We start from the raw sequence: 18585 nt of genomic DNA, 5'->3' as shown, positions 1-18585 counted from the left end.
ACCTATCGTAGGGTACAGATGCTTTTTTTGTGTGATGTGCTACTCTCCACGAACGGATGGTGCATAAGCTAGCACTTCCATTTCAATTAAATAAGGGCCTAACCCGCTGAATACGGTAATACGGGCGGGATAGGGTTGTTTAATCATTCGCGCATATACCTCGTTGTATTCGGGCTGATCCTCCACTCGTGCCAGATGAGTCGTTGCCTTCACGATATGATCCAGTGTAAGTCCGGCTTCTTGCAGGATAACCTCAATATTGCGAATGCACTGCTCAGTCTGCTCTTTAATGCCGCCGATAGGCTCAAGTGTCTGTGGATCAACGCCTACTTGACCTGCGACGTAGACCATATCTCCTGCACGGACAGCGTGGGAGAAAGGAAGTGGGAACTTGGGTGCTGTACTGGCATGTATGATGGTAGACATAGAAGTTATCATTCCTTTCCTAGTGAGGGTGTATATTGGGTGTTAACTGATGCCAGTTCGTAGTCTTCTGATAATGATGGGCGATGGACAACAAGCGGTCTTCTCGCATGAGTGGACCAGCAAGTTGCATGCCGATTGGTAGTTGCTTCCCTGAGGAAGTATCGAATCCGATGGGAACGGTAATGGATGGTAGCCCTGTATTGGTAAATGGTCCGTTGAAAATGGGACTACCCGTCTTGTAGCCATAAGGGGCCACATACGGCGTTGATGGAGTCAATAACACATCCACTTCATCGAAAAGCATCATCATCTCGCTGCGGAATATCGTTCGAATGCGCTGTGCCTGCAAATAATCAACAGCACTCGTCCGGTAGCCGAGCTCAAGCTGTTCCCGCATTGTGTGGCCGTAACGATCAGAGGCTTCCGCGAAGCGTTCCTGATGGAAGGCGGCAGCTTCCGCTCGCATAACCGTACGATGAGCAGCAATGGTTTCTTCCATATAAGAAGGCAGGTCAACTTTCTTCCATTGCATGCCCAGCTTCTCAAGCACAGCGATTGCCGACTCTACTGCTAACAAAATCGCCGGTTCATCGGTCTGGAAGAAGTTGCTCGGTAGCCCGATCACCATTCCTGAAATAGGATGCTCAAGAGCACTTGTTAAGTCTGGCTTGCCATAAGGAAGCGTGAAGGAGTCCAGCTCATCTTGCCCGGCCATCGCTTCCAGAACGATTGCGTTATCTTGTGCAGATCGAGTGAAGGCGCCAATATGATCCAGGCTCCAACTGGCTGTGATGACACCATTACGGCTAACCCTGCCGTAAGTTGGCTTCATACAGGTTAATCCGTTGTAAGCTGCGGGTCTAAGCAGAGATCCAAAGGTCTGTGTTCCGAGTGTGAAGGAGGCCATGCCAGCCGCTACAGCAGCGGCGGAGCCTGAACTGGAACCGCCTGGGGTATGTTCTAGATTCCACGGGTTGCGGGTTGGCGGCTCTCCTCCCTGAAACGCATACTCCGTTGTTGTTGTCTTACCTAGGAGGATAGCGCCGGCAGCCTGCAACTTATCAATGACAGTAGCATTCGTCTCTGGTATGAAGTCAGGATAGGTACTAGATCCAGCCGAGGTGCGTATGCCAGCGGTATGGATAATGTCTTTCGCTCCATAGGGAATGCCATGCAGAGGGCCGAGATAGTTGCCATTCATTAGCTTACGCTCAGACTCTTTTGCGGCCTGCAAGGCTTGTTCCGCAGTGACTGTAACGAAGGCTTGCACAGCAGGCTCTAGATTCTCAATTCGTTTCAAATAGGACTCTGTAAGCTCAACAGGAGATATCGTCTTGTTTTTAATCAATGTTGCGGCTTCAGCAATGGTCAGCTCGTTCAGTGGTTTCGTAATCATCGCCGAGGCACCCTCCTATGCGGAGCATTGGGACCGACTTCTTCTGGCAACTTGAAACCTCGAATCAGCTCCAAGTCGGCTGTAAATAGAGCAAGCTCCTCGCTCGTAATAACTCCGTTCGTGTATTTCGCATTTTCCGTACGGCGGTGTGTGAGATAGTCGTCCTGTTTCAGAGTAATCACCCTTTCTCTCTCTATTTGGTGAAGCTTGAATCGATAATATCTTCGTAAGCGAGTTCTTCCTTCAGATTGCCGATGAAGCGCTGCATATCGATTGCGGTGTTAAAAGCTGATTCGTTGATGAGCCCCTCAGCAGGGTATACCTTGCTGTCAATCATACGTTGTACGGCTTGTTCCACGACTTCTTTGTCCAGATTGGGGAACTCCTTCACAGCGACTGCTTTGGCACCATCAGGATTCGATTGAATATAGTCCAGGGCTTGCTCGATGGAGGTGACGAAGCGCTGGGTGAGGTCAGGATTCTCCTCAATGAAGCTTGCGGTTGTATTCATCGTTGCAAAGGCGAAGTCAGGATAATCCTTCGTGAAATCATGGACGATATGCAGCCCCTCTGCGACGCCTTGATCCAGTTGGGGTTCGTAAACGATAGCAATATCGGCTTTGCCGGCTAATACAGCACCAAGCTCGGAGCCATTCTGAACCTCGGTGATCGTCACGTCTGTGTCGATATCAATGTTGTTGTCAGCGAAAAGCTTCCGCAGTAAGCTGTTGGAGCTTGTAGGTGCCAAACCTACAACAATGGTTTTACCTTTGAAATCCTCTGTTGTGTCCACCGTTACTCCTTCTCGTGCAACCGCCCATACAGGAGCACTGCCGGACAGAAGGACCAATGAGCGAGCATCGCCGCCCTTTGCATTCGCGAATGCGACATGCTCAGGACCGTGGAAGGAGAATGCAGACTCGCCTGAGATGACCGAAGACAATGCTGTTGGTCCACTTCCGGCAGCGCGGATGGAGGATAGCTCAATGCGATTCTCCTTTAGAAATCCTTGGTTATTCGCTACATAGAGCGGAAGGTAGAGCAGATTGTGATACACCTCGGACACCATGATTTTATCCACCTTCGCAGCATCTTGCCCCTCACTACTGGATGTACCTCCGCCACTCGCAGGTGTTGTAGCATTGCTTCCGCATGCACTGAGTAGTGTGGTCAATATCACCGTCATCGTTGCTAGGATAGCTATCTTTTTGAATGTACGCATTAGTCATCAGGCCCCTTTAATGGTCGTAGTTAAGTTAGTCGTTGTGGGTCAGCTTAGACAGATGTGGTTTTGCTGCTGGTCTTGTTATCGTTCCATGGAAGAAGTCGGGATTCAATATAACCGACACAGGTATAGAGGAGCATTGCGACAAGCATTAGCATGAACACGCCGACCCATACGGCTGGAAGGTTGAACAGGTTGCCTTCGACGAATACCATGTGTCCGAGTCCTTTGTCAGAAGAGATGAATTCTCCGCCTACAACAGATACCAGTGCCAGACCGATATTGATCCGGAAGGCCGAGATAATCCATGGCAGAGAGGAGGGGACGATAATTTTGCGGAAAATCTGTGATTTCTTAGCACCGAAGGATTTCATCAGATTAATCTGGGATTCGTCGATCTGATGCGTCGCTTGGTAGGCGGATAATAGCGCTACGATAAACGTTGCGACAGAGGCGAGAGCAATCTTGGAGAAGATGCCTGAACCGAACCAGATAATAATCATGGGGGCAAGGGCAATTTTCGGGATACCGTTCATGGCTACAATGAAGGGATCGAGTACACGGGCAATGGATTTGGAGTACCACATGAGCAATCCTGCCAACGAGCCGATTAAGCTTCCGGCTACGAAGCCGATAACGGTGGCATTCACCGTTGCGAACGCATCTGTCAACAGTTGTCCTGAGCTGGCCATCGTGATGGCAGCATCGAGAATGGCGCTCGGTGACCCCATAAGGAATCCGTTAACGAGCTTCAAACGAACAGCCGATTCCCAAATGACCAGGATGACTGCAACAATAATGGATCGCCACAGCATCGTGAGCAGCCATTCTTTGGAGAAGGTGGATTGTCTACGTTTGCTCTTGTTCTTCGTAACTCCGGCAGACTTCCCGGCAAGGGCGATTTTAGGTGATGTGCTCTTCATTAGCTGATCCTCCCCATTTGGATATCAAGCTCTGCCCAGATCGATTCAAAATACTGTTTAAACTTCTGGTCGGAGCGGGCTTTCAGTGCTGAACCGTATTGCGAGGCGAGACCAATGTCATACACCTGCTTCACGGTCGTTGGTCGTTTACTCATAACGGCAATACGGTCGGAGATGGCGATGGCTTCCTCAATGTCATGTGTGATAAGCACGCCTGTCTTGCCCTCGGATTTGAGAATGGATAAGATTTCATCTTCCAGAATGAGTCTGGTCTGATAATCAAGTGCGGAGAAGGGTTCGTCCAGTAATATAATATCGGGCTGGGTAACGAGGGTACGTATGAGGGCTACACGTTGGCGCATACCGCCTGATAGTGTGGAAGGATAGGCTTCTGCGAATGAAGCCAGGCCATAACGATCCAAGTAATCCATGGCAATATCGCTGCGATCCTTTTTGGACATGCCCTTCACTTCCAAGCCTAACGTGACATTGTCCAGGATGCTTCTCCAAGGAAGTAACAGGTCCTTCTGCATCATATAACCGACATGTCCGGTGGTCTGATCGATCTCTTCGCCACAGACGATAACCTTGCCATTTGTTGGCTTAAGCAGACCTGCGATAATGTTGAAAATCGTGCTCTTGCCGCAACCGCTCGGTCCCACGATACTGAAGAATTCCTGTTTCTTGATTTGCATCGAAACCTCAGCCAGGACCTGAATATCTTCTCCGGTTGCACTGACAAATGATTTGGATACGCCTTGTATCTGTATAGCCATGATAGGTAGCCCCTTTCCTACAGCCTGATGGTAGTTCGTTTCTTGATGTGAATTGATGTTAATTAACGTGACATTTATGAATATATTCCTAATCATATAGACTGTGGGTTCTGTTGTCATTAGTTACTTTGAACATAAAAATACAATTAAATCAGTTAAAATGAACAATTGAAGATTGGATATGAAAAGAAAAACAAAAGAACGTGTTATTATATATGACACGTTCTAGGTTCAAGACGTATGATTAACTTCACTGGGAGGTGAATTAAGCTTCAGAAGGGACTCAAGTGCAAAGGCAAGTCGAAAGCGCAGGCTCTCCATCGGGTCCTTGATGTTCCGGCCGGTTAGTTTCTCGCATTTTTCCAACCGATAGATCACTGTATTGCGATGTACAAACAGCTCTTTCGCTGTATCGACGATCTGGCAATGATTCTCATAGAAAGAGGACAAGGTCTTCATAAGTTCGCTGCGCTCGTTTGGATCTCGGCCTTCGAAGGGTTTAAAGGTTTCTTGGTGGAACTGCAACATTTCATCGTAGGGAATCATACGCAGCAGGCGACTTATATCCATCGTCTGATAGGAATGGGCGAAGCGGGTCTTTCGCATCTGATAGCCGGATTGAAGCGCCTTGACTGCTTCCTTATAGGAGAGTCCGATATCCAATACATTCGTATAGGGATTGCCTATTCCGAAGGATAAGCTGAGCTGCGACTCCGTATACAGATTGCTTGCGATTCGCTCAAGTTGCTGAGTAACGGTGTGTTCGTCCCAAGACGATTCGTTCAAAAAGACGAGTATACCAAACTGGTCGTTTTTGGTGAACATGACGAAGGAGATATCCAGTCTGGCGAACTCCTGCTTAATCAACTCGTAATTAGCGTCTCGTTCCGAGATGAATCGCTCTTCTCCTGAGGGAGTGAGAATGTGATTAGGTTTGTTCGGTAAAGGTTCATCCATCTTGGCGATGATGAGAACGGAACTTCCTTTTGCATGCAGCCCGTATTTCTTGCCGCGATGCAACGCTTCTTGTTCCGAACGAATGAAGCCTTGAATGAGATCGGAGAAATATTCATTTTTGTAACGGCGGGAGCGTTCCTTGACGGCTTGCTTCTTGGTTAACTCCAGACCGATTACATTGACGGCTTGTTCCAGTGCCAGAGTGGAGAGCTTGGAGCTTGCGGAACTGTCGTATCGTGCGATCAAATAGCCCTCGTGCCGATCCGTGAAGATGGGATGAAGCTCGGCGTGTCGATATGTATCAGCAGTAAGCAGGCAGATCGAGATTGCGGTATGGAAGGAAGGGTGCTCATCTATAAATGACAGTAAGGGCCCTGCGAGAGACTGGTCATCCATCTGTTGTGCATAATGGGAGCTTGCCGTAATCTGTTTCTTGGAACCAAGCAGAAGAACGGGTGAAGAGAGTAACTGAGACAACGTATCTACGATGTTGGGTATACCTTTTCCTTGCATAATCATCGTGGAAAATTGTTTGTGAATAGATAAGGCGTAGTGAAGCTCATGGGTTTTGTTCTGAAGGATGGCGCTAATCGATTGTTGAAATATTTCACCGAGTGTATTGTCGATCTCAGACAGTTCGATGATCGGAAAGCCCAACCTGTCGGCTGTTTCAAGCAGTTGCGGGGATAATTCAAGAGAGAAACGCTGTGTCTTGACAGCAAGCGCCGCACAACCAATCGTATGCATGTCTGTAATGAATCCAAGATGAGCATCTGGGCGGTCTTTCAGGATATAACCGTTCGTCAGCAACATATCTCCGGGCTTCAGGAATTGTACAATATCTGGGGCGTCCATAATATTAATCGATTGCACCAAGCGATCAAGGCCACGATGCCCGGCAATAACCTTTGCTTTGGAGAGAATGGGGATAGTCAATAACTGTTGCAGATCCATCTTCAACCCACTCGCTTTCATAATGATATGTTATAAAATCTAACATTAAGTGGGGTGGGCGTAAAGAAGAGTTTGGATAAAGAGGCTGAAAGATAGATGTAAACAAATTTCCCATAAATATAAAAACTTTCCAATAATTCAATGCGTTATACTAAGTAGGTCTATATAAAATTTGATCATTATTACTAACTCGAACACTAAAAAGGAGTTCTCAATCCATGAAACGAAAAGGATTAGTATCGCTTTTACTTGCCAGTGTTGTTGCTAGTTCTATTTTAGTAGCATCGACTACAACTGCGGAAAGAGTCGTAGCCCAAACTCCGATGGAAGCAGCAACGGAGTATTTTCAGGCTTACATTGCTAAGGATGTAGAGGGAATGATGTTCTATTCTAATGATACCAATTATTTGGATGAGAAAAGTCGTGAAGAAGGATATGTAAAGGATCTTAAAACTAATCCAACTACAGGGTATGAAATTGTGGAAACCAAACAAATCAACACGGATGAAGTTCAATTTTATGTAGTTCAAAAGTATGCAGGACAAGGATACGAACAGTCACCACCACTCCCGTATAAAATTTTCAAAAGCGAAAATGGATGGAAGGTTTTAGTAGAGCCACTAGAAATCAATACATTGACAGGTGAAGTCACTAAAGGTACACCGATTCACGCTTGGCAGTATACAGATCATTAGTTGTTTTAACTGGTTTCAACTAAAACACAGTTCTAGTTGAACTAGAGGGCGATGGATTTATGAATGCAACTATAGAAACGATTGAGGAGTGACCTCCAATGAAAAAATTCTTTATCAGTACGGCATTAATAATGACTGTTTCGGCAGTGACTGCTTTAAGTATTTATGCGAGTAATTATTATGATGATGCTAAAGCGGATAACCCAAACTATCCGGATTTTGGTCCTGCAGTACAATTATCAGAAGAGGAAATTAATAGAGCTCTAGAAAATGTAAGTAGTATAACGACATCTTTTGGAACATTTAATAGGGTACCCGAGAAAGACGCCTTCATTTCCGAGAAGGAAACGGTGGATAACTTAGATCATTTAACTGCTGATACCAAACAGATTCTTTCTCACGGTAATTATTTTGTGAAAAGCGAATCAGAGGAATAATTTTGTCATAAAAGGAAGCTAGGAAAGGCGGTGTAAAAATGCCAGATACTTGGACATTTAGTGCAAATAGGACAAGAGACATTAACCCTTTTTAGAAACAATCTTAAACAAAGGGATGGTTGTACAATGAAAATTTCAGACCGACTATTAAGACAATATTTAGATCACGTTTATTGGATATGTGGAGGCCCTTGCGGCGGAAAAAGCACGATGACAAAGTTGCTTTCTTCAAAATGGAATATGAATTATTATTCTTCAGATGACCACACGTTCGATTATCAAAAAAAGGCTAATCCGCAGGATCATCCCGCCATATTACGACATTTCATTGATTGGGAATGGTTCTTTTTAGGACGAGGGAATGATAGAAGTCACTGGTTAAATTCCGTGTTTGAAGAGAGTGTGGAATTTATCATCTTGGATTTGTTACAGAAGGGGAAAGAGAAGCCGATCGTAGTAGATACTTTTATGGAACCTGTTTATCTAAGGGAGATTGCTGACCCCAACCGAATTATTTATATGTTTGCAGAAGATGACCTCATTCGAGCAGATTATCTGGATCGAGATCATCTGAGAGGCATGGAGGGTTTGTTTCCTAGTTTATCAGATCCACAACGTGCACGGGACGAAACGTTAAACACGGTGGTTAGAGCATCGAATCATTACCTGCAACAAGCGGAGCAGTATCAATTAAAATGGTTTATGAGAACATCTCAATCCAATAAAGATCAGATGTTAATGGAAGTTGAGAAGCACTTCGGTTTTTCGAGAGACTGACGGGTTAAATTATATCAGTCGTCGTTACACTTAAGGAATACGATAGGTCAATAAACCACAGAAAGCAGCTGATCCATGTGATCAGCTGCTTTTTTTCAAATGGGCAGGTTAATTTATATAGAATGCAAAGTTAACTTGACACAAAATGCAAAGTGAACTATGCTAAAAATGCAAAGTAAACATTGCAAGGACGTGATTACATGAAGACAAGAATTGCAGAACTGCGTAAGCAGCATAGACTGTCACAGGAAGAATTGGGACAAATTGTTGGCGTTACCCGGCAAACCATCACTTCTCTAGAAAGGGGAAAGTATACGGCTTCCCTTATTCTTGCTTACAAAATTTCTAATTTTTTTGGACTCGCTATTGAAGATGTTTTTGATTTCAGCGAAGTGGAGGAGATATAAGTGGACAAGTACAAGATTAAAGTAGAAACTCGCAAAAACGCACTGTCCCTGGTAGCTGTTGTTACGATATTGATCTATGTAGGACTTATATTTTATAGAGGTGGACTACCCGATCTGCCTAGTTTTATAAAAGGATTTCATACTGGAGCTTTTATCGGGGTTGAAGTGGTCATCACTTATTTTCTCGTCAGGTATATAAAAGCCAGCAAAAATGAAGCCGAGCTGAAGAAGCAGTTTATTGAGGAGAATGACGAGCGGAGTGTTACAATACTCCAGAGTGCCGGCACACTCAGCGTAGCAATCATTCTTATTAGTCTGGGTATTGCCTCCGTGATTGCCGGTTTCTTCAATCCCATGATATTCTACACCTTACTAACTTGTTTGTTATTTGTTTTAATCGTATTTTTGGCACTATGGATGTATTACGTGAGAAAAATCTAAGGGTAGGTTCATGATAAAATAGAGTATCTTACTAAATTTGGAGGTGGTGGCGAGATGGCTGAAATTCTTGACAAAGGTCCTTTTTATCATGGGACACGAGCAGATTTGCAGATTGGGGACTTGCTCACAGCTGGCTTTCGCTCGAATTACAATCCGGATGTTGTGATGAATCACATTTATTTTACAGCGTTGCGTGATGGGGCTGGGTTAGCTGCAGAGTTGGCAAAAAGCGGTGGTGAACCGCGCGTGTATCTCGTTGAGCCGACAGGCGAATGGGAAAATGACCCAAATGTGACGGATAAGAAATTTCCAGGTAATCCGACGCGATCATATCGCAGCAAAGCCCCACTAAAAATTGTTGGCGAAGTGAAAGATTGGGTGCGACAAACGCCTGAACAACTCGCAGTTTGGCATAAACGCTTGGCGAAAATAGATAAAGGCGAGATTCTAAATTAGTCTAACAATTGAATGATCGTTACATCTATCAATACACTAGTGAACAAGATGAATTGACTTAGGCTAGACAGGGGTTAAATTCATATAAATAAAAAGACGAAACCACTTACGGCTTCGTCTTTTGTAGGTTTGCAACCTTTTTAATCCGATAATAAGGATCTTTTTACAGCTGCACTATTGCACAGAAAGTACAGTCTCTAGCTCAGGGATGTATTTCTTGACCATACTTTTGTCTTCCCACTGTCCTATAACCCCAGTTGGGGCTTGACCTTCGGATACGACTAAGTACGGTTTGATGGTTACGGTACGCGGTAGCGTCTTGAAGGGTTCAAAGCGAATATTATAAGATTCGCTAATGGGGTGAGAACCGATGGGCTTCAGTTGAACGCCATGTTCATCCACAATATCATATTGAAGAGTGATGATGCCCCCGTTAGCACCCTTGTATTGCGAAGGGATAGATGCGAGCATCTTTTCTATGCTCTGGCCCGGTTTGGTTTTGTACTCAATGGATAACTGCGTTGTGATAGGGGTGATTTCCAACTTACTGATCTGCAAGTTAATGTTATCATGATGCTTGGTCTCCTCTGAAGTCAGAACGGTAACGGGCGTAGTTTTGGTAACAGGCAGAACGAATTGGAACGGGACATCGTATCCCTTTAACTTTACATTTACACTCAAGTCAAACTGATCAGGGAACTGGACATTCTGATTTATGCCAGTAGTATTGGTAACCTGAACGATTAAGCTGGAAGCATTCTTACCGTCCATAAAATCGGAATTCCAGCTCAGAGGCTGGCCTTTATAGAGGACCTCTAACGTATCCACTGCCCCTCTATTGGCATCAGAAGACAGTGAATTGGGCTCTGAACTCAGGCGATTTCCAGGAGTGGTTACGTTCATAAGAATTCGAGTTCCGTCAAATAACAACGTTGGAATATTCATAGTCACGTTGCCATGGGTCACGCTTTGATTTACGTTTGTGACGAAATCCTCCGCTTGTTGAAGACCGGGATCTAAGTTGTTTTTTCCCCATAATGAATAGATTTGTCCTAGGACCGGAATTTGCTTGAGTGCATCAGCCATTGCGGGCGATACAAAGCCGGAAGCAATGAGTGTCACTCCAAGGATTGTAGCGGCTGCAGTGGAAACCCACCATTTATTAAAAGTTCTTGAACCCTTTGTTTTTCTCTCAATCGAGGAAACGGAATTATCGGTTTCTCTGATAATTTGGTAAGTCTCATTCATCTTGGAGCGTGCAACATCCGATAACTGATTGGGAAGTAGGCTTTGGCAGCTCTTTAATTGTTCTTCTAACTTAGTGTTCACGATGTCGCAACTCCTTTTTCTTGATTGATTTGAGATGAATGTTTTAGCTTTTTACGGGCGCGATGCAGCCGGGTCTTCACGGCTACCTTAGAAATTTCGAGAATGTCGGAAATTTGGCTGATCGGCATGTCCTGTAGGTAATGAAGGAGAATCACAGTCCGTAGATTCTCCTCCAGATGTTGAACGGCATCCCACAATTCGATTTTCTCATAATCCTTGGAAGTGGAAGTGACGTCGGGAAGCTCTCCGTAAGGAAGCGTTCTGGAGCTGCTTTTGACCATTCTGTTGCATTCATTAATCAGAATCCGGAAGATCCATGTTTTGAAAAAAGCGGGATCTCTGAGTGTGTGGATGGACTTAAAGGCTTTAAGCATCGTCTCCTGCAGGGCATCTGCACAATCTTCGTCTTTGTTAACGATGGACCTTGCAGTTCTATATAAAGGTAACTCCATCTCTAGCATCAACTGCATGAATGCTTCAGGATCCCCGGCTTTGGCTTTGACGACAATAGCATCTGTATGCAAGGGTTCACCTGCTTTCTTGACTAAAAGTATTAGAATGTTCGTAACGTTACTTATATATTAGATCGGGTAGGTAGCTAAAAGGTTACATGAAAAAACGTATTCTAGTAATTCATCCCGTTTATGAGACAGGTACCGAACAAGGGCTAGACAAAAAATTACGTTAGGTCTAAAAGCTTCCCATAAGCATGCTGTGATGCGGAGACTGACGGTGGAGGCTTGAGTTTCGTATAGATGGATCTGAATAAATACCCTGCGCTAAATGTACAAGCGCAGGGTATTTGCTAGACACTCTTTTTATTTGTAAGGAAAAGACTTGGGATGAAGATTACCGCTAGAGCAATAGCGGATAATAAAAAAGCGGAATGATAACCCTTTAAATTATTTGCAATAGTTGGATGCAATCCTTGTAGGGTAGCTGCGACGACGGTTGCGATAACAGCTGAACCAAAGCTTGAGCCCAAGTTCTCTATAATATTAATCCCAACACCTGCTTCAGGAAGTTGTTTGCTTTCAAGTCCTGTATATGCATCACTTGTCAAAGGAAGACTGATTCCTCCAACACTGGCACCGCGGATGAACAATATAATGGAAATCCAAGTCATACTGGTTTTATCGGTGATAAAGATAAGCGGAACTGACCCGACAAGTGCAACTACCAAGCTGACCATAACCACGTATTTCGCCCCGATCTTGTCAATCAATACTCCTATCAAAGGTCTGGTCACAAGCATCCCAACCCCTTGAGGAATTAACGCAAGGGCAGCTTCGGTCGCCGTGAAATGACGGAAGTTCTGAAAGTACAATGGAAGAATGAACATAGGTCCCATGATAGCGGCATTTGTCAAGAATAATCCGATGCTGGAGGCTGTGAAGCTTTTATGTGCGAATAAATTCAATGGCAGTACGGTTTGATTTTTTCTTACGAGATTATATACGAAATAGATGACGGCTAAAACGAGACCAACGCCAACCCAAAACATAGTTTCGCTATTGTTAAATGAAGCATGTTCCGCGGCTTTTGTAATTCCATAAATTAATACCGCACTCATTAATGACAAATCGATAATCCCAAATAGATCGAGTCTACTATCTTTGTTGAACGGTTCAAAATTGGGCACCTTTTTTATCATTAGCGGGGCAGCAATTAAAACGATGAATACGTTTATAAAGAAAATCCACCGCCAGGATGCCCCTTGAATAATGAATCCCCCAAGAACAGGTCCTAAGATGGGACCAAAGATCATTGGGGTACTGACAATTGCCATCACTCTGCCCAAATTTTCTTGGCCGGCTGTTTTAACTAAAAGGGTGAACATTAGCGTGGTAATTACTCCGGCGCTAAAACCTTGAAGCAGACGGAAAAAGATGAAACTGGAGATGTTCCAGCTAACTCCTACTAAAACAGAAATTACACCAAAAGCAATTATGGCTCCAACGAAAATTTTCTTGCCGTTAAATTTGTTCATAAGCCAGCCGGATACGGGAACTGCAACAGCGAGAGCTAAAACATAACCAGTAATAGCCCATTGAATGATATCCAATGTTGTGTTGAAGTCCTTTGTCAGTTTGTTGATGGCGATATTCACCATCGTGGAGTCAAGCATAGGAGCAATAGCTCCGAGTGCAATAGCCCAGGCAGCCATAAGGACTTCTTTGGGCAAACCTATTTTCTTTACTTTATTTTCTGGCATTTTGTATTCTCCTCTTTAAAAGTTAAAGCATGTTTAGTTTCCTTGTCAACGAAATGATAAGGTGTTTTGGTTTCCTTGTCAACAAAATTTTATCCATAAAAAAGCAGCCATCTAAAAAAGATCTTGGCTGCCAGTGGTTTTTATTTTTAATATCAAACTCTTCAAGCTTAATTGATTCCTATACCCCGTTTCTTTATTTCCTCATCCAGATGCTGACTATACTTTTTCATGAAGCTAAGCATACTTTCGTATTGTTCCTGGGTTACTTGTTCAAATATGACTTTATCCCGCTCTTGAAACTCATGGTGCAGATCCTCGTGGATATCATAAATTTCCTTCCCTTTTTCAGTAAGCCTAAAATAGATTTCTTTTTTATTATCAGGCTTTTGGTAGCATTCAATGAGGCCTTTATCCATAAGCTTTTTTGTTAGTTTACTTATGGCACCTTTGGTCATGTATAGGGATTCGGCAAGCTTTGTAACATTCGGATCTACATTTTTTTCAATGTATTCCATACAATGAACTTCTGAAGGCTTATGACCTTTAAGACTGTCTTCCAACTTATTTTTATTGAGCCAAACCATCTTGTTAAATAAGTCCCTGAATTCCATCATGACTAGTTCCTGTTTGTTCATGGCTGTCTTTCCTCCCGCCCTTCGAGACACTACAATGATTATAATTATTTTTTGTTTCTGCTTCAACAATAGCGGCTTAGGATGAGTGGACATCTACTGACAAAAATTATAGATAAATAAAATCCTGTGTTATGAACGCGCAGGACTTAGGTCTAGCGTGTTTTTTTATTTTTGTTACACAAGAAATGGAGGAATGTAAATGGCAATCATGACAGATTCAAGAGGTAACATTTTTCTGGAATTCATTCGTATCGAGTACGATAAGGTCATTACAGGTAAACTGGATGCTCCACTAACACATGCTCTAATTGTGGTGAAGTACCAAGGAAAGTATCTATTCATGCATAATAAGTGGAGAAAAAAATGGGAACTACCAGGGGGGATTATTGAAGCAGGAGAGAATGCGGAGCAATGTGTAATTAGAGAATTGTTTGAGGAAACCAATCAAATTCTGGATACAGCTGAATTCAAAGGGCTAATGAAGTTTAGACTCCAGCCAAGTTTCCATGGACCGGAACGGACAGAGTATGGAGCTCTGTTCATGGGTGAACTGTACCGACTTGATGATTTTGTTGAAAACGATGAAGCTTCTTCAATAATTCTTTGGGATGGTACATCCCAGATTGGTGATATCGCAGAAATAGATAGGAAGTTAATTGAATTCGTGTGATACATGATTGAACTAAGGGAAACGATATTTCAGGGAAATCAATGAATGAATTGAGCAACACTCTCCATATATCATTCGTTAGAGTATGAGAGAGGTGATTACTATTAATAAAATGAGTTATAGCATCTTAATGTTGATATCAGTGGTGTTCATGATGTTATCTGGTTGTTCATCAACAGATAAAATTGAAGATACAGTTACTGAACGTGTAGTCGCATCTAACTTTGTTCTCGAAGTCACAACACCAACTGTTATAGGCACGGGTGAGACAATGAAAGTAAAAGGGACTTTAACATATACAGGCATTAAACCCGTTGAAGTTACCCATGGAAAACCAATCGTTCGTTTTTTCTTTTCCGGTAGTGACGAGGAGCGTAGTTATACGGATGTGGGATATGTAACTGAATTTAAATCAGGTCAAGTGGTTGAGGTTGAAGATGAATTTTTGTTATCCAAAAAAGGGGCACAAAATCTCTATGTGAATATGACCGCGGATATCGCATTAACCATGGATCCCATTGAAATTCTTGTGAAGTAAAATTGGTAATCTTGAATGGACTGAAAACGTTAGCTCAAAACGAAATGGCTACGAAAATAGTGGCATATTTGAAATTCGAAATTTATAAAAAAACCTCCCGTCCCACGAAGAATCTGGGATTGGGAGGTTTTAATTATAGTGCTAATTCAACATTTATCGTACAAACCATCCAGTGGGCTGAGGGGCAATGTCTGCGGTATCTCGTAAATCATGGACTTTGACATTACTGCCATAGATCATGGAATCGCTACTCAGTCGGAACGAAGGGAAGCTGTGCTCAGATTGCAGACGCAGACAGGGCTCGAAGTAAATCTGCTGCTGTTTGTTAATTACAAATGGAAGCGAACCCGCTTCTACTGTAACATCGTCGCTATCCGGTTCGTTTAAGATCAGAAGTACCGCAATTCCGTCACAACCGCATCCATCGGTATCATAAAACAATTTGAAATAGCCTGGTCGATCTCCCAGCTTTTCAGTAAGTCTTGCTTCTGCCAGCGGACTGACTTGAATGATCATGACGTTGTTCACACTCCTCTAATCTCCAATGAATTCGCTTACAATTTAATATATGGACCATAAACGCAGATTAGAAGGGGAAATAAAGAAAAGCAAACATGTCCTGTAAAGAAATTGATGCTAATGCGTAATGCAACGAACCATCCACATATGAATGTCATATCCGGAACTTCTATTGGTCCAGTGTGAAATCATTCGCCCGTCAATGAAACCCATTTCATTGGCAATCCTTATCTGGTATGATAAGCAGGGAAAATAGGGAAAATTAGAGAAAAAGGAAGGTTCCGCTATGACACCGATCACCATATACGACATCGCCAAGGAAGCAAATGTATCTGTAGCGACGGTCTCCCGGGTACTGAATGATACGGCACCTGTGCGTGCAAGCACCCGAGAGAAGATTATGTCCATCATCGAAAAACACCAGTTTCAGCCCAACGCGCAGGCGCGCAGTCTGATCAAGAAAGAGACGGGCACCATTGCCATCATCCTGCCGGACATTACGAATCCTTTCTTCCCGGAAGTCTTCTGGGGCGCGGAGAATGAGGCTCGCGGATTAGGGTATACCTTCTTTCTGTGCAATACGGCAGGGGACTACAACAGGGAATCTGAATATTTGTCCATCCTGCGAGAGAAGCGGGTAGACGGGATTATTTTTCTTGGCGGGCGAATTAACATGCAGGTCTGTCCGGATGACATGGCGCAGGAATTGATTGATATGGGCAAACGCATGCCGATTGTGCTGGTCAATGGCAATATTGCCAAAGGCGGGTTCCACCGGGTATACACCGATGAAGGAGCAGGGGCGGCTCTTGCAGCTGAGCATTTGCTTGATCTGGGACATCGCGATATCGCCTTTGTCGGCGGACTAAAAGAGTTATCCACCACCATGGTCAAGGTCAGAGCTGTGCAGAAGAAACTTCGGGAGCATGGGCTCGAAATACCGAAAGAACGGCAGCTGCTCGGAAGTTTCTCCATCGACGATGGCAAACGGGAAATGTCCAAACTGCTGGATCGGGACAATCCGCCAACTGCGGTCATATGTGTGAATGACAACACGGCCATTGGTGCGATCAAGTCGACGATTGAGCATGGACTCTCGATTCCGCAGGATATATCCATTGTGGGTTTTGATGATACACCTCTCGCCAGTGCCGTTATACCGGAACTGACAACCGTATCCCAGAACACATACCAGCTTGGCAAACAGGCTGTGGACGTGCTGCATGAGCTGATTAACCAAGGCAAACCGAAGAAGCAGATTATTCTGCAACCGGAGCTGATTGTGCGTCAAAGTACAGGACCTGCTGCAAGATAAGGGGGCCTGTAATTGGAAAAGAAAGCGTTGACATTTCCTCGAAGGGTGAAATATAATGAGTGCGTGAATGAAACCCCTTTCATAAAGTGGAACGGGTTTTATGTTTCAGCTTAATGAAACCCATTTCATGAAACGGGTTTCAGTATGGTCATCCATTCATTAGTTCAAGGGGGCGTAACGTATGAGAAGAAGTTTAAAGGTCATTTCGTTATTGATGCTGGTCATGGTAATGGGTCTGACAGCCTGCAGCAGCGGGAGTAAAAGTGGTTCCTCCGGCGAGTCCGGTGGCAAGGTTGATTTGAGCATGACGATCTGGGGCTCGGAGGATGAGAAGAAAATTTATCAGGAGCGACTCGACATCGTGAAGCAGACGTATCCCGATATTAATGTGAAACTCAACGTGGTTGCAGGAGATTATGACCAGAAGGTACAGACCATGATCGCCGGAGGAACAGCACCGGACATCATGATGATTGCCGAGAACTATCAGGCCTACGCCTCCAAGAATCAGATTATACCGCTGGATGACATGATTAAGGCGAACAATGTGAACATGTCTGAGCGTTATTCCGATGATATTGCGAACCTGATGAAGTATGATGGCAAGCAATTCGGGTTGCCGGATCGGGCAGGCGCGATGGTCCTCTTTTATAACAAAGATCTGTTTGACAAAGCCGGGGTGGAATACCCAACCAAAGATTGGACGCAGGACGATCTGATGGCGGCAGCTCAGAAGCTGACGGTGAAGGAGAATGGCAAAACAGTACAATGGGGCTACTATCCGGGTAGCTGGTGGCCACAATGGATGCAGCTCATCTACCAAAACGGTGGCTCATTGTTTGATGAGAGTGGCAAACCAACTTTCGATACGGAGCCTGTGCGTAAAGCATTGCAATTCATGAATGATCTGACCTTCACCCATGGTGCAGGACCAACGCCAACCGAGATTGCCGACATGGGAAATATCGGAGCCGATCCGCTGTTTGCGCAAGGCAAGATCGCCATGGAAACAACCGGTTTCTGGAACATTGGTTCGCTTGCTAAGGTCGAAGGCATCAACTGGGATATCTCTCCGGTATGGGGCGAAACGAACGCATTCTTTAACGGTTTAACGATTACCAACGCTTCCAAACACAAGGAAGAGGCATTCAAAGTGATTGAAGCAATGACGACACCAGAAGCGCAGATGCCAATGGTCAAAGCCGGTCAGGATGCTCCCGCAACCAAAGCAGGTCTGTCCAGTGATGAATTCCTGAATGCCGAATATGGCGGCAAAAAAATCAACATGGCTGCGTTCAGTGAATCGACGATCTATGCAGAACCGTTCAACCCGCAATGGAATGAAATGATGAAGCTCATTAACGATAAGCTGGGTGTGTACTTCAACAACAAAGCCTCGCTTGATGATACCGTAACCGAAATTCAGAGTGGACTGGAAAGACTCTACAAATAGAGGATTTTTCTGAACATGCACAAATAGCAGCGACAGCAGGA

Annotated in this window: 22 protein-coding genes; 10 read left to right on the top strand and 12 right to left on the bottom strand. The window is 44.2% G+C overall.

All coding sequences use genetic code 11. From position 1 onward, the window contains the following. Positions 1-39: 39 nt before the first annotated feature. The 7 genes from NKT06_RS23530 to NKT06_RS23500 all read right to left on the bottom strand — a co-directional run bounded on the left by NKT06_RS23530 (position 40) and on the right by NKT06_RS23500 (position 6657). Positions 40-426 (bottom strand): RidA family protein, encoded by a 387-nt coding sequence (locus tag NKT06_RS23530; protein ID WP_253439791.1) that lies wholly within the window; start codon positions 424-426, stop codon positions 40-42. 19 nt (positions 427-445) lie between these two features. Continuing rightward, positions 446-1822 (bottom strand): amidase, encoded by a 1377-nt coding sequence (locus NKT06_RS23525; RefSeq protein WP_253439788.1) that lies wholly within the window; start codon positions 1820-1822, stop codon positions 446-448. Next, positions 1819-2004 (bottom strand): hypothetical protein, encoded by a 186-nt coding sequence (locus NKT06_RS23520; protein ID WP_253439785.1) that lies wholly within the window; start codon positions 2002-2004, stop codon positions 1819-1821. The genes NKT06_RS23525 and NKT06_RS23520 overlap by 4 nt, the downstream gene beginning before the upstream one ends. An 11-nt stretch (positions 2005-2015) precedes the next feature. Then, entirely contained in the window at positions 2016-3044 is a 1029-nt protein-coding gene (locus NKT06_RS23515; RefSeq protein WP_253439782.1) for an ABC transporter substrate-binding protein, read from the bottom strand. Between the two features lie 53 nt (positions 3045-3097). Then, positions 3098-3970 carry an ABC transporter permease gene (locus tag NKT06_RS23510; protein WP_253439779.1) on the bottom strand — a complete coding sequence of 291 codons (873 nt, stop codon included), beginning with the start codon at positions 3968-3970 and terminating at the stop codon, positions 3098-3100. Beyond that, on the bottom strand, positions 3970-4746 hold the full coding sequence (locus NKT06_RS23505; RefSeq protein WP_253439775.1) for an ABC transporter ATP-binding protein: 777 nt from the start codon (positions 4744-4746) through the stop codon (positions 3970-3972). The genes NKT06_RS23510 and NKT06_RS23505 overlap by 1 nt, the downstream gene beginning before the upstream one ends. A 231-nt stretch (positions 4747-4977) precedes the next feature. Then, positions 4978-6657: a PucR family transcriptional regulator gene (locus NKT06_RS23500; RefSeq protein ID WP_253439773.1), complete on the bottom strand. Its 1680-nt coding sequence runs from the start codon at positions 6655-6657 to the stop codon at positions 4978-4980. Positions 6658-6875: 218 nt separating this feature from the next. On the opposite strand from NKT06_RS23500, the gene NKT06_RS23495 reads away from it, so the two are divergent. The 6 genes from NKT06_RS23495 (at position 6876) to arr (ending at position 9870) form a co-directional block, all read left to right on the top strand. Next, positions 6876-7352, top strand: coding sequence for a hypothetical protein (locus NKT06_RS23495; protein WP_253439770.1), 477 nt, complete (start codon positions 6876-6878; stop codon positions 7350-7352). 98 nt (positions 7353-7450) lie between these two features. After that, positions 7451-7789: a hypothetical protein gene (locus NKT06_RS23490; protein WP_253439767.1), complete on the top strand. Its 339-nt coding sequence runs from the start codon at positions 7451-7453 to the stop codon at positions 7787-7789. Positions 7790-7915: 126 nt separating this feature from the next. Next, positions 7916-8566 carry a hypothetical protein gene (locus NKT06_RS23485; protein ID WP_253439766.1) on the top strand — a complete coding sequence of 217 codons (651 nt, stop codon included), beginning with the start codon at positions 7916-7918 and terminating at the stop codon, positions 8564-8566. 200 nt (positions 8567-8766) lie between these two features. Further along, positions 8767-8973: a helix-turn-helix transcriptional regulator gene (locus NKT06_RS23480; protein ID WP_253439763.1), complete on the top strand. Its 207-nt coding sequence runs from the start codon at positions 8767-8769 to the stop codon at positions 8971-8973. After that, on the top strand, positions 8974-9414 hold the full coding sequence (locus NKT06_RS23475) for a hypothetical protein (RefSeq protein ID WP_253439760.1): 441 nt from the start codon (positions 8974-8976) through the stop codon (positions 9412-9414). Positions 9415-9468: 54 nt separating this feature from the next. Continuing rightward, a complete protein-coding gene (arr, locus tag NKT06_RS23470; RefSeq protein ID WP_253439757.1) occupies positions 9469-9870 on the top strand; it encodes an NAD(+)--rifampin ADP-ribosyltransferase in 402 nt (133 codons plus the stop codon). Between the two features lie 174 nt (positions 9871-10044). On the opposite strand, the gene NKT06_RS23465 is transcribed toward arr, so the two are convergent. The 4 genes from NKT06_RS23465 to NKT06_RS23450 form a co-directional block, all read right to left on the bottom strand. Next, positions 10045-11199: a DUF4179 domain-containing protein gene (locus tag NKT06_RS23465; RefSeq protein ID WP_253439755.1), complete on the bottom strand. Its 1155-nt coding sequence runs from the start codon at positions 11197-11199 to the stop codon at positions 10045-10047. Further along, a complete protein-coding gene (locus tag NKT06_RS23460) occupies positions 11196-11723 on the bottom strand; it encodes an RNA polymerase sigma factor (protein WP_253439753.1) in 528 nt (175 codons plus the stop codon). The genes NKT06_RS23465 and NKT06_RS23460 overlap by 4 nt, the downstream gene beginning before the upstream one ends. A 281-nt stretch (positions 11724-12004) precedes the next feature. Continuing rightward, positions 12005-13414, bottom strand: coding sequence for an MDR family MFS transporter (locus NKT06_RS23455; protein ID WP_253439751.1), 1410 nt, complete (start codon positions 13412-13414; stop codon positions 12005-12007). A 167-nt stretch (positions 13415-13581) separates the two neighbouring features. After that, positions 13582-14049 carry a MarR family transcriptional regulator gene (locus tag NKT06_RS23450; protein WP_253439749.1) on the bottom strand — a complete coding sequence of 156 codons (468 nt, stop codon included), beginning with the start codon at positions 14047-14049 and terminating at the stop codon, positions 13582-13584. Between the two features lie 199 nt (positions 14050-14248). Between NKT06_RS23450 and NKT06_RS23445 the strand changes: the two genes are divergently transcribed. After that, on the top strand, positions 14249-14719 hold the full coding sequence (locus NKT06_RS23445) for an NUDIX domain-containing protein (RefSeq protein WP_253439746.1): 471 nt from the start codon (positions 14249-14251) through the stop codon (positions 14717-14719). Positions 14720-14813: 94 nt separating this feature from the next. Then, positions 14814-15257 carry a putative periplasmic lipoprotein gene (locus tag NKT06_RS23440; protein ID WP_253439744.1) on the top strand — a complete coding sequence of 148 codons (444 nt, stop codon included), beginning with the start codon at positions 14814-14816 and terminating at the stop codon, positions 15255-15257. A 153-nt stretch (positions 15258-15410) separates the two neighbouring features. Here the strand turns inward: NKT06_RS23440 and NKT06_RS23435 are convergent, their stop codons facing one another. Then, complete coding sequence (locus tag NKT06_RS23435; RefSeq protein ID WP_253439743.1) at positions 15411-15785, bottom strand: iron-sulfur cluster biosynthesis family protein; 375 nt, start codon at positions 15783-15785, stop codon at positions 15411-15413. 277 nt (positions 15786-16062) lie between these two features. Here NKT06_RS23435 and NKT06_RS23430 point away from each other — a divergent pair, with 277 nt between their 5' ends. Both NKT06_RS23430 and NKT06_RS23425 read left to right on the top strand, forming a co-directional pair. After that, positions 16063-17091, top strand: coding sequence for a LacI family DNA-binding transcriptional regulator (locus NKT06_RS23430; protein ID WP_253439741.1), 1029 nt, complete (start codon positions 16063-16065; stop codon positions 17089-17091). A 181-nt stretch (positions 17092-17272) separates the two neighbouring features. Then, positions 17273-18544, top strand: coding sequence for an ABC transporter substrate-binding protein (locus tag NKT06_RS23425; RefSeq protein WP_253439739.1), 1272 nt, complete (start codon positions 17273-17275; stop codon positions 18542-18544). The last annotated feature ends 41 nt before the right edge of the window (positions 18545-18585 follow it).

Origin of the sequence: Paenibacillus sp. 1781tsa1 (assembly GCF_024159265.1) — a bacterium.
Classification (GTDB): domain Bacteria; phylum Bacillota; class Bacilli; order Paenibacillales; family Paenibacillaceae; genus Paenibacillus.
This window is presented reverse-complemented; position numbering and strand designations above follow the sequence as displayed.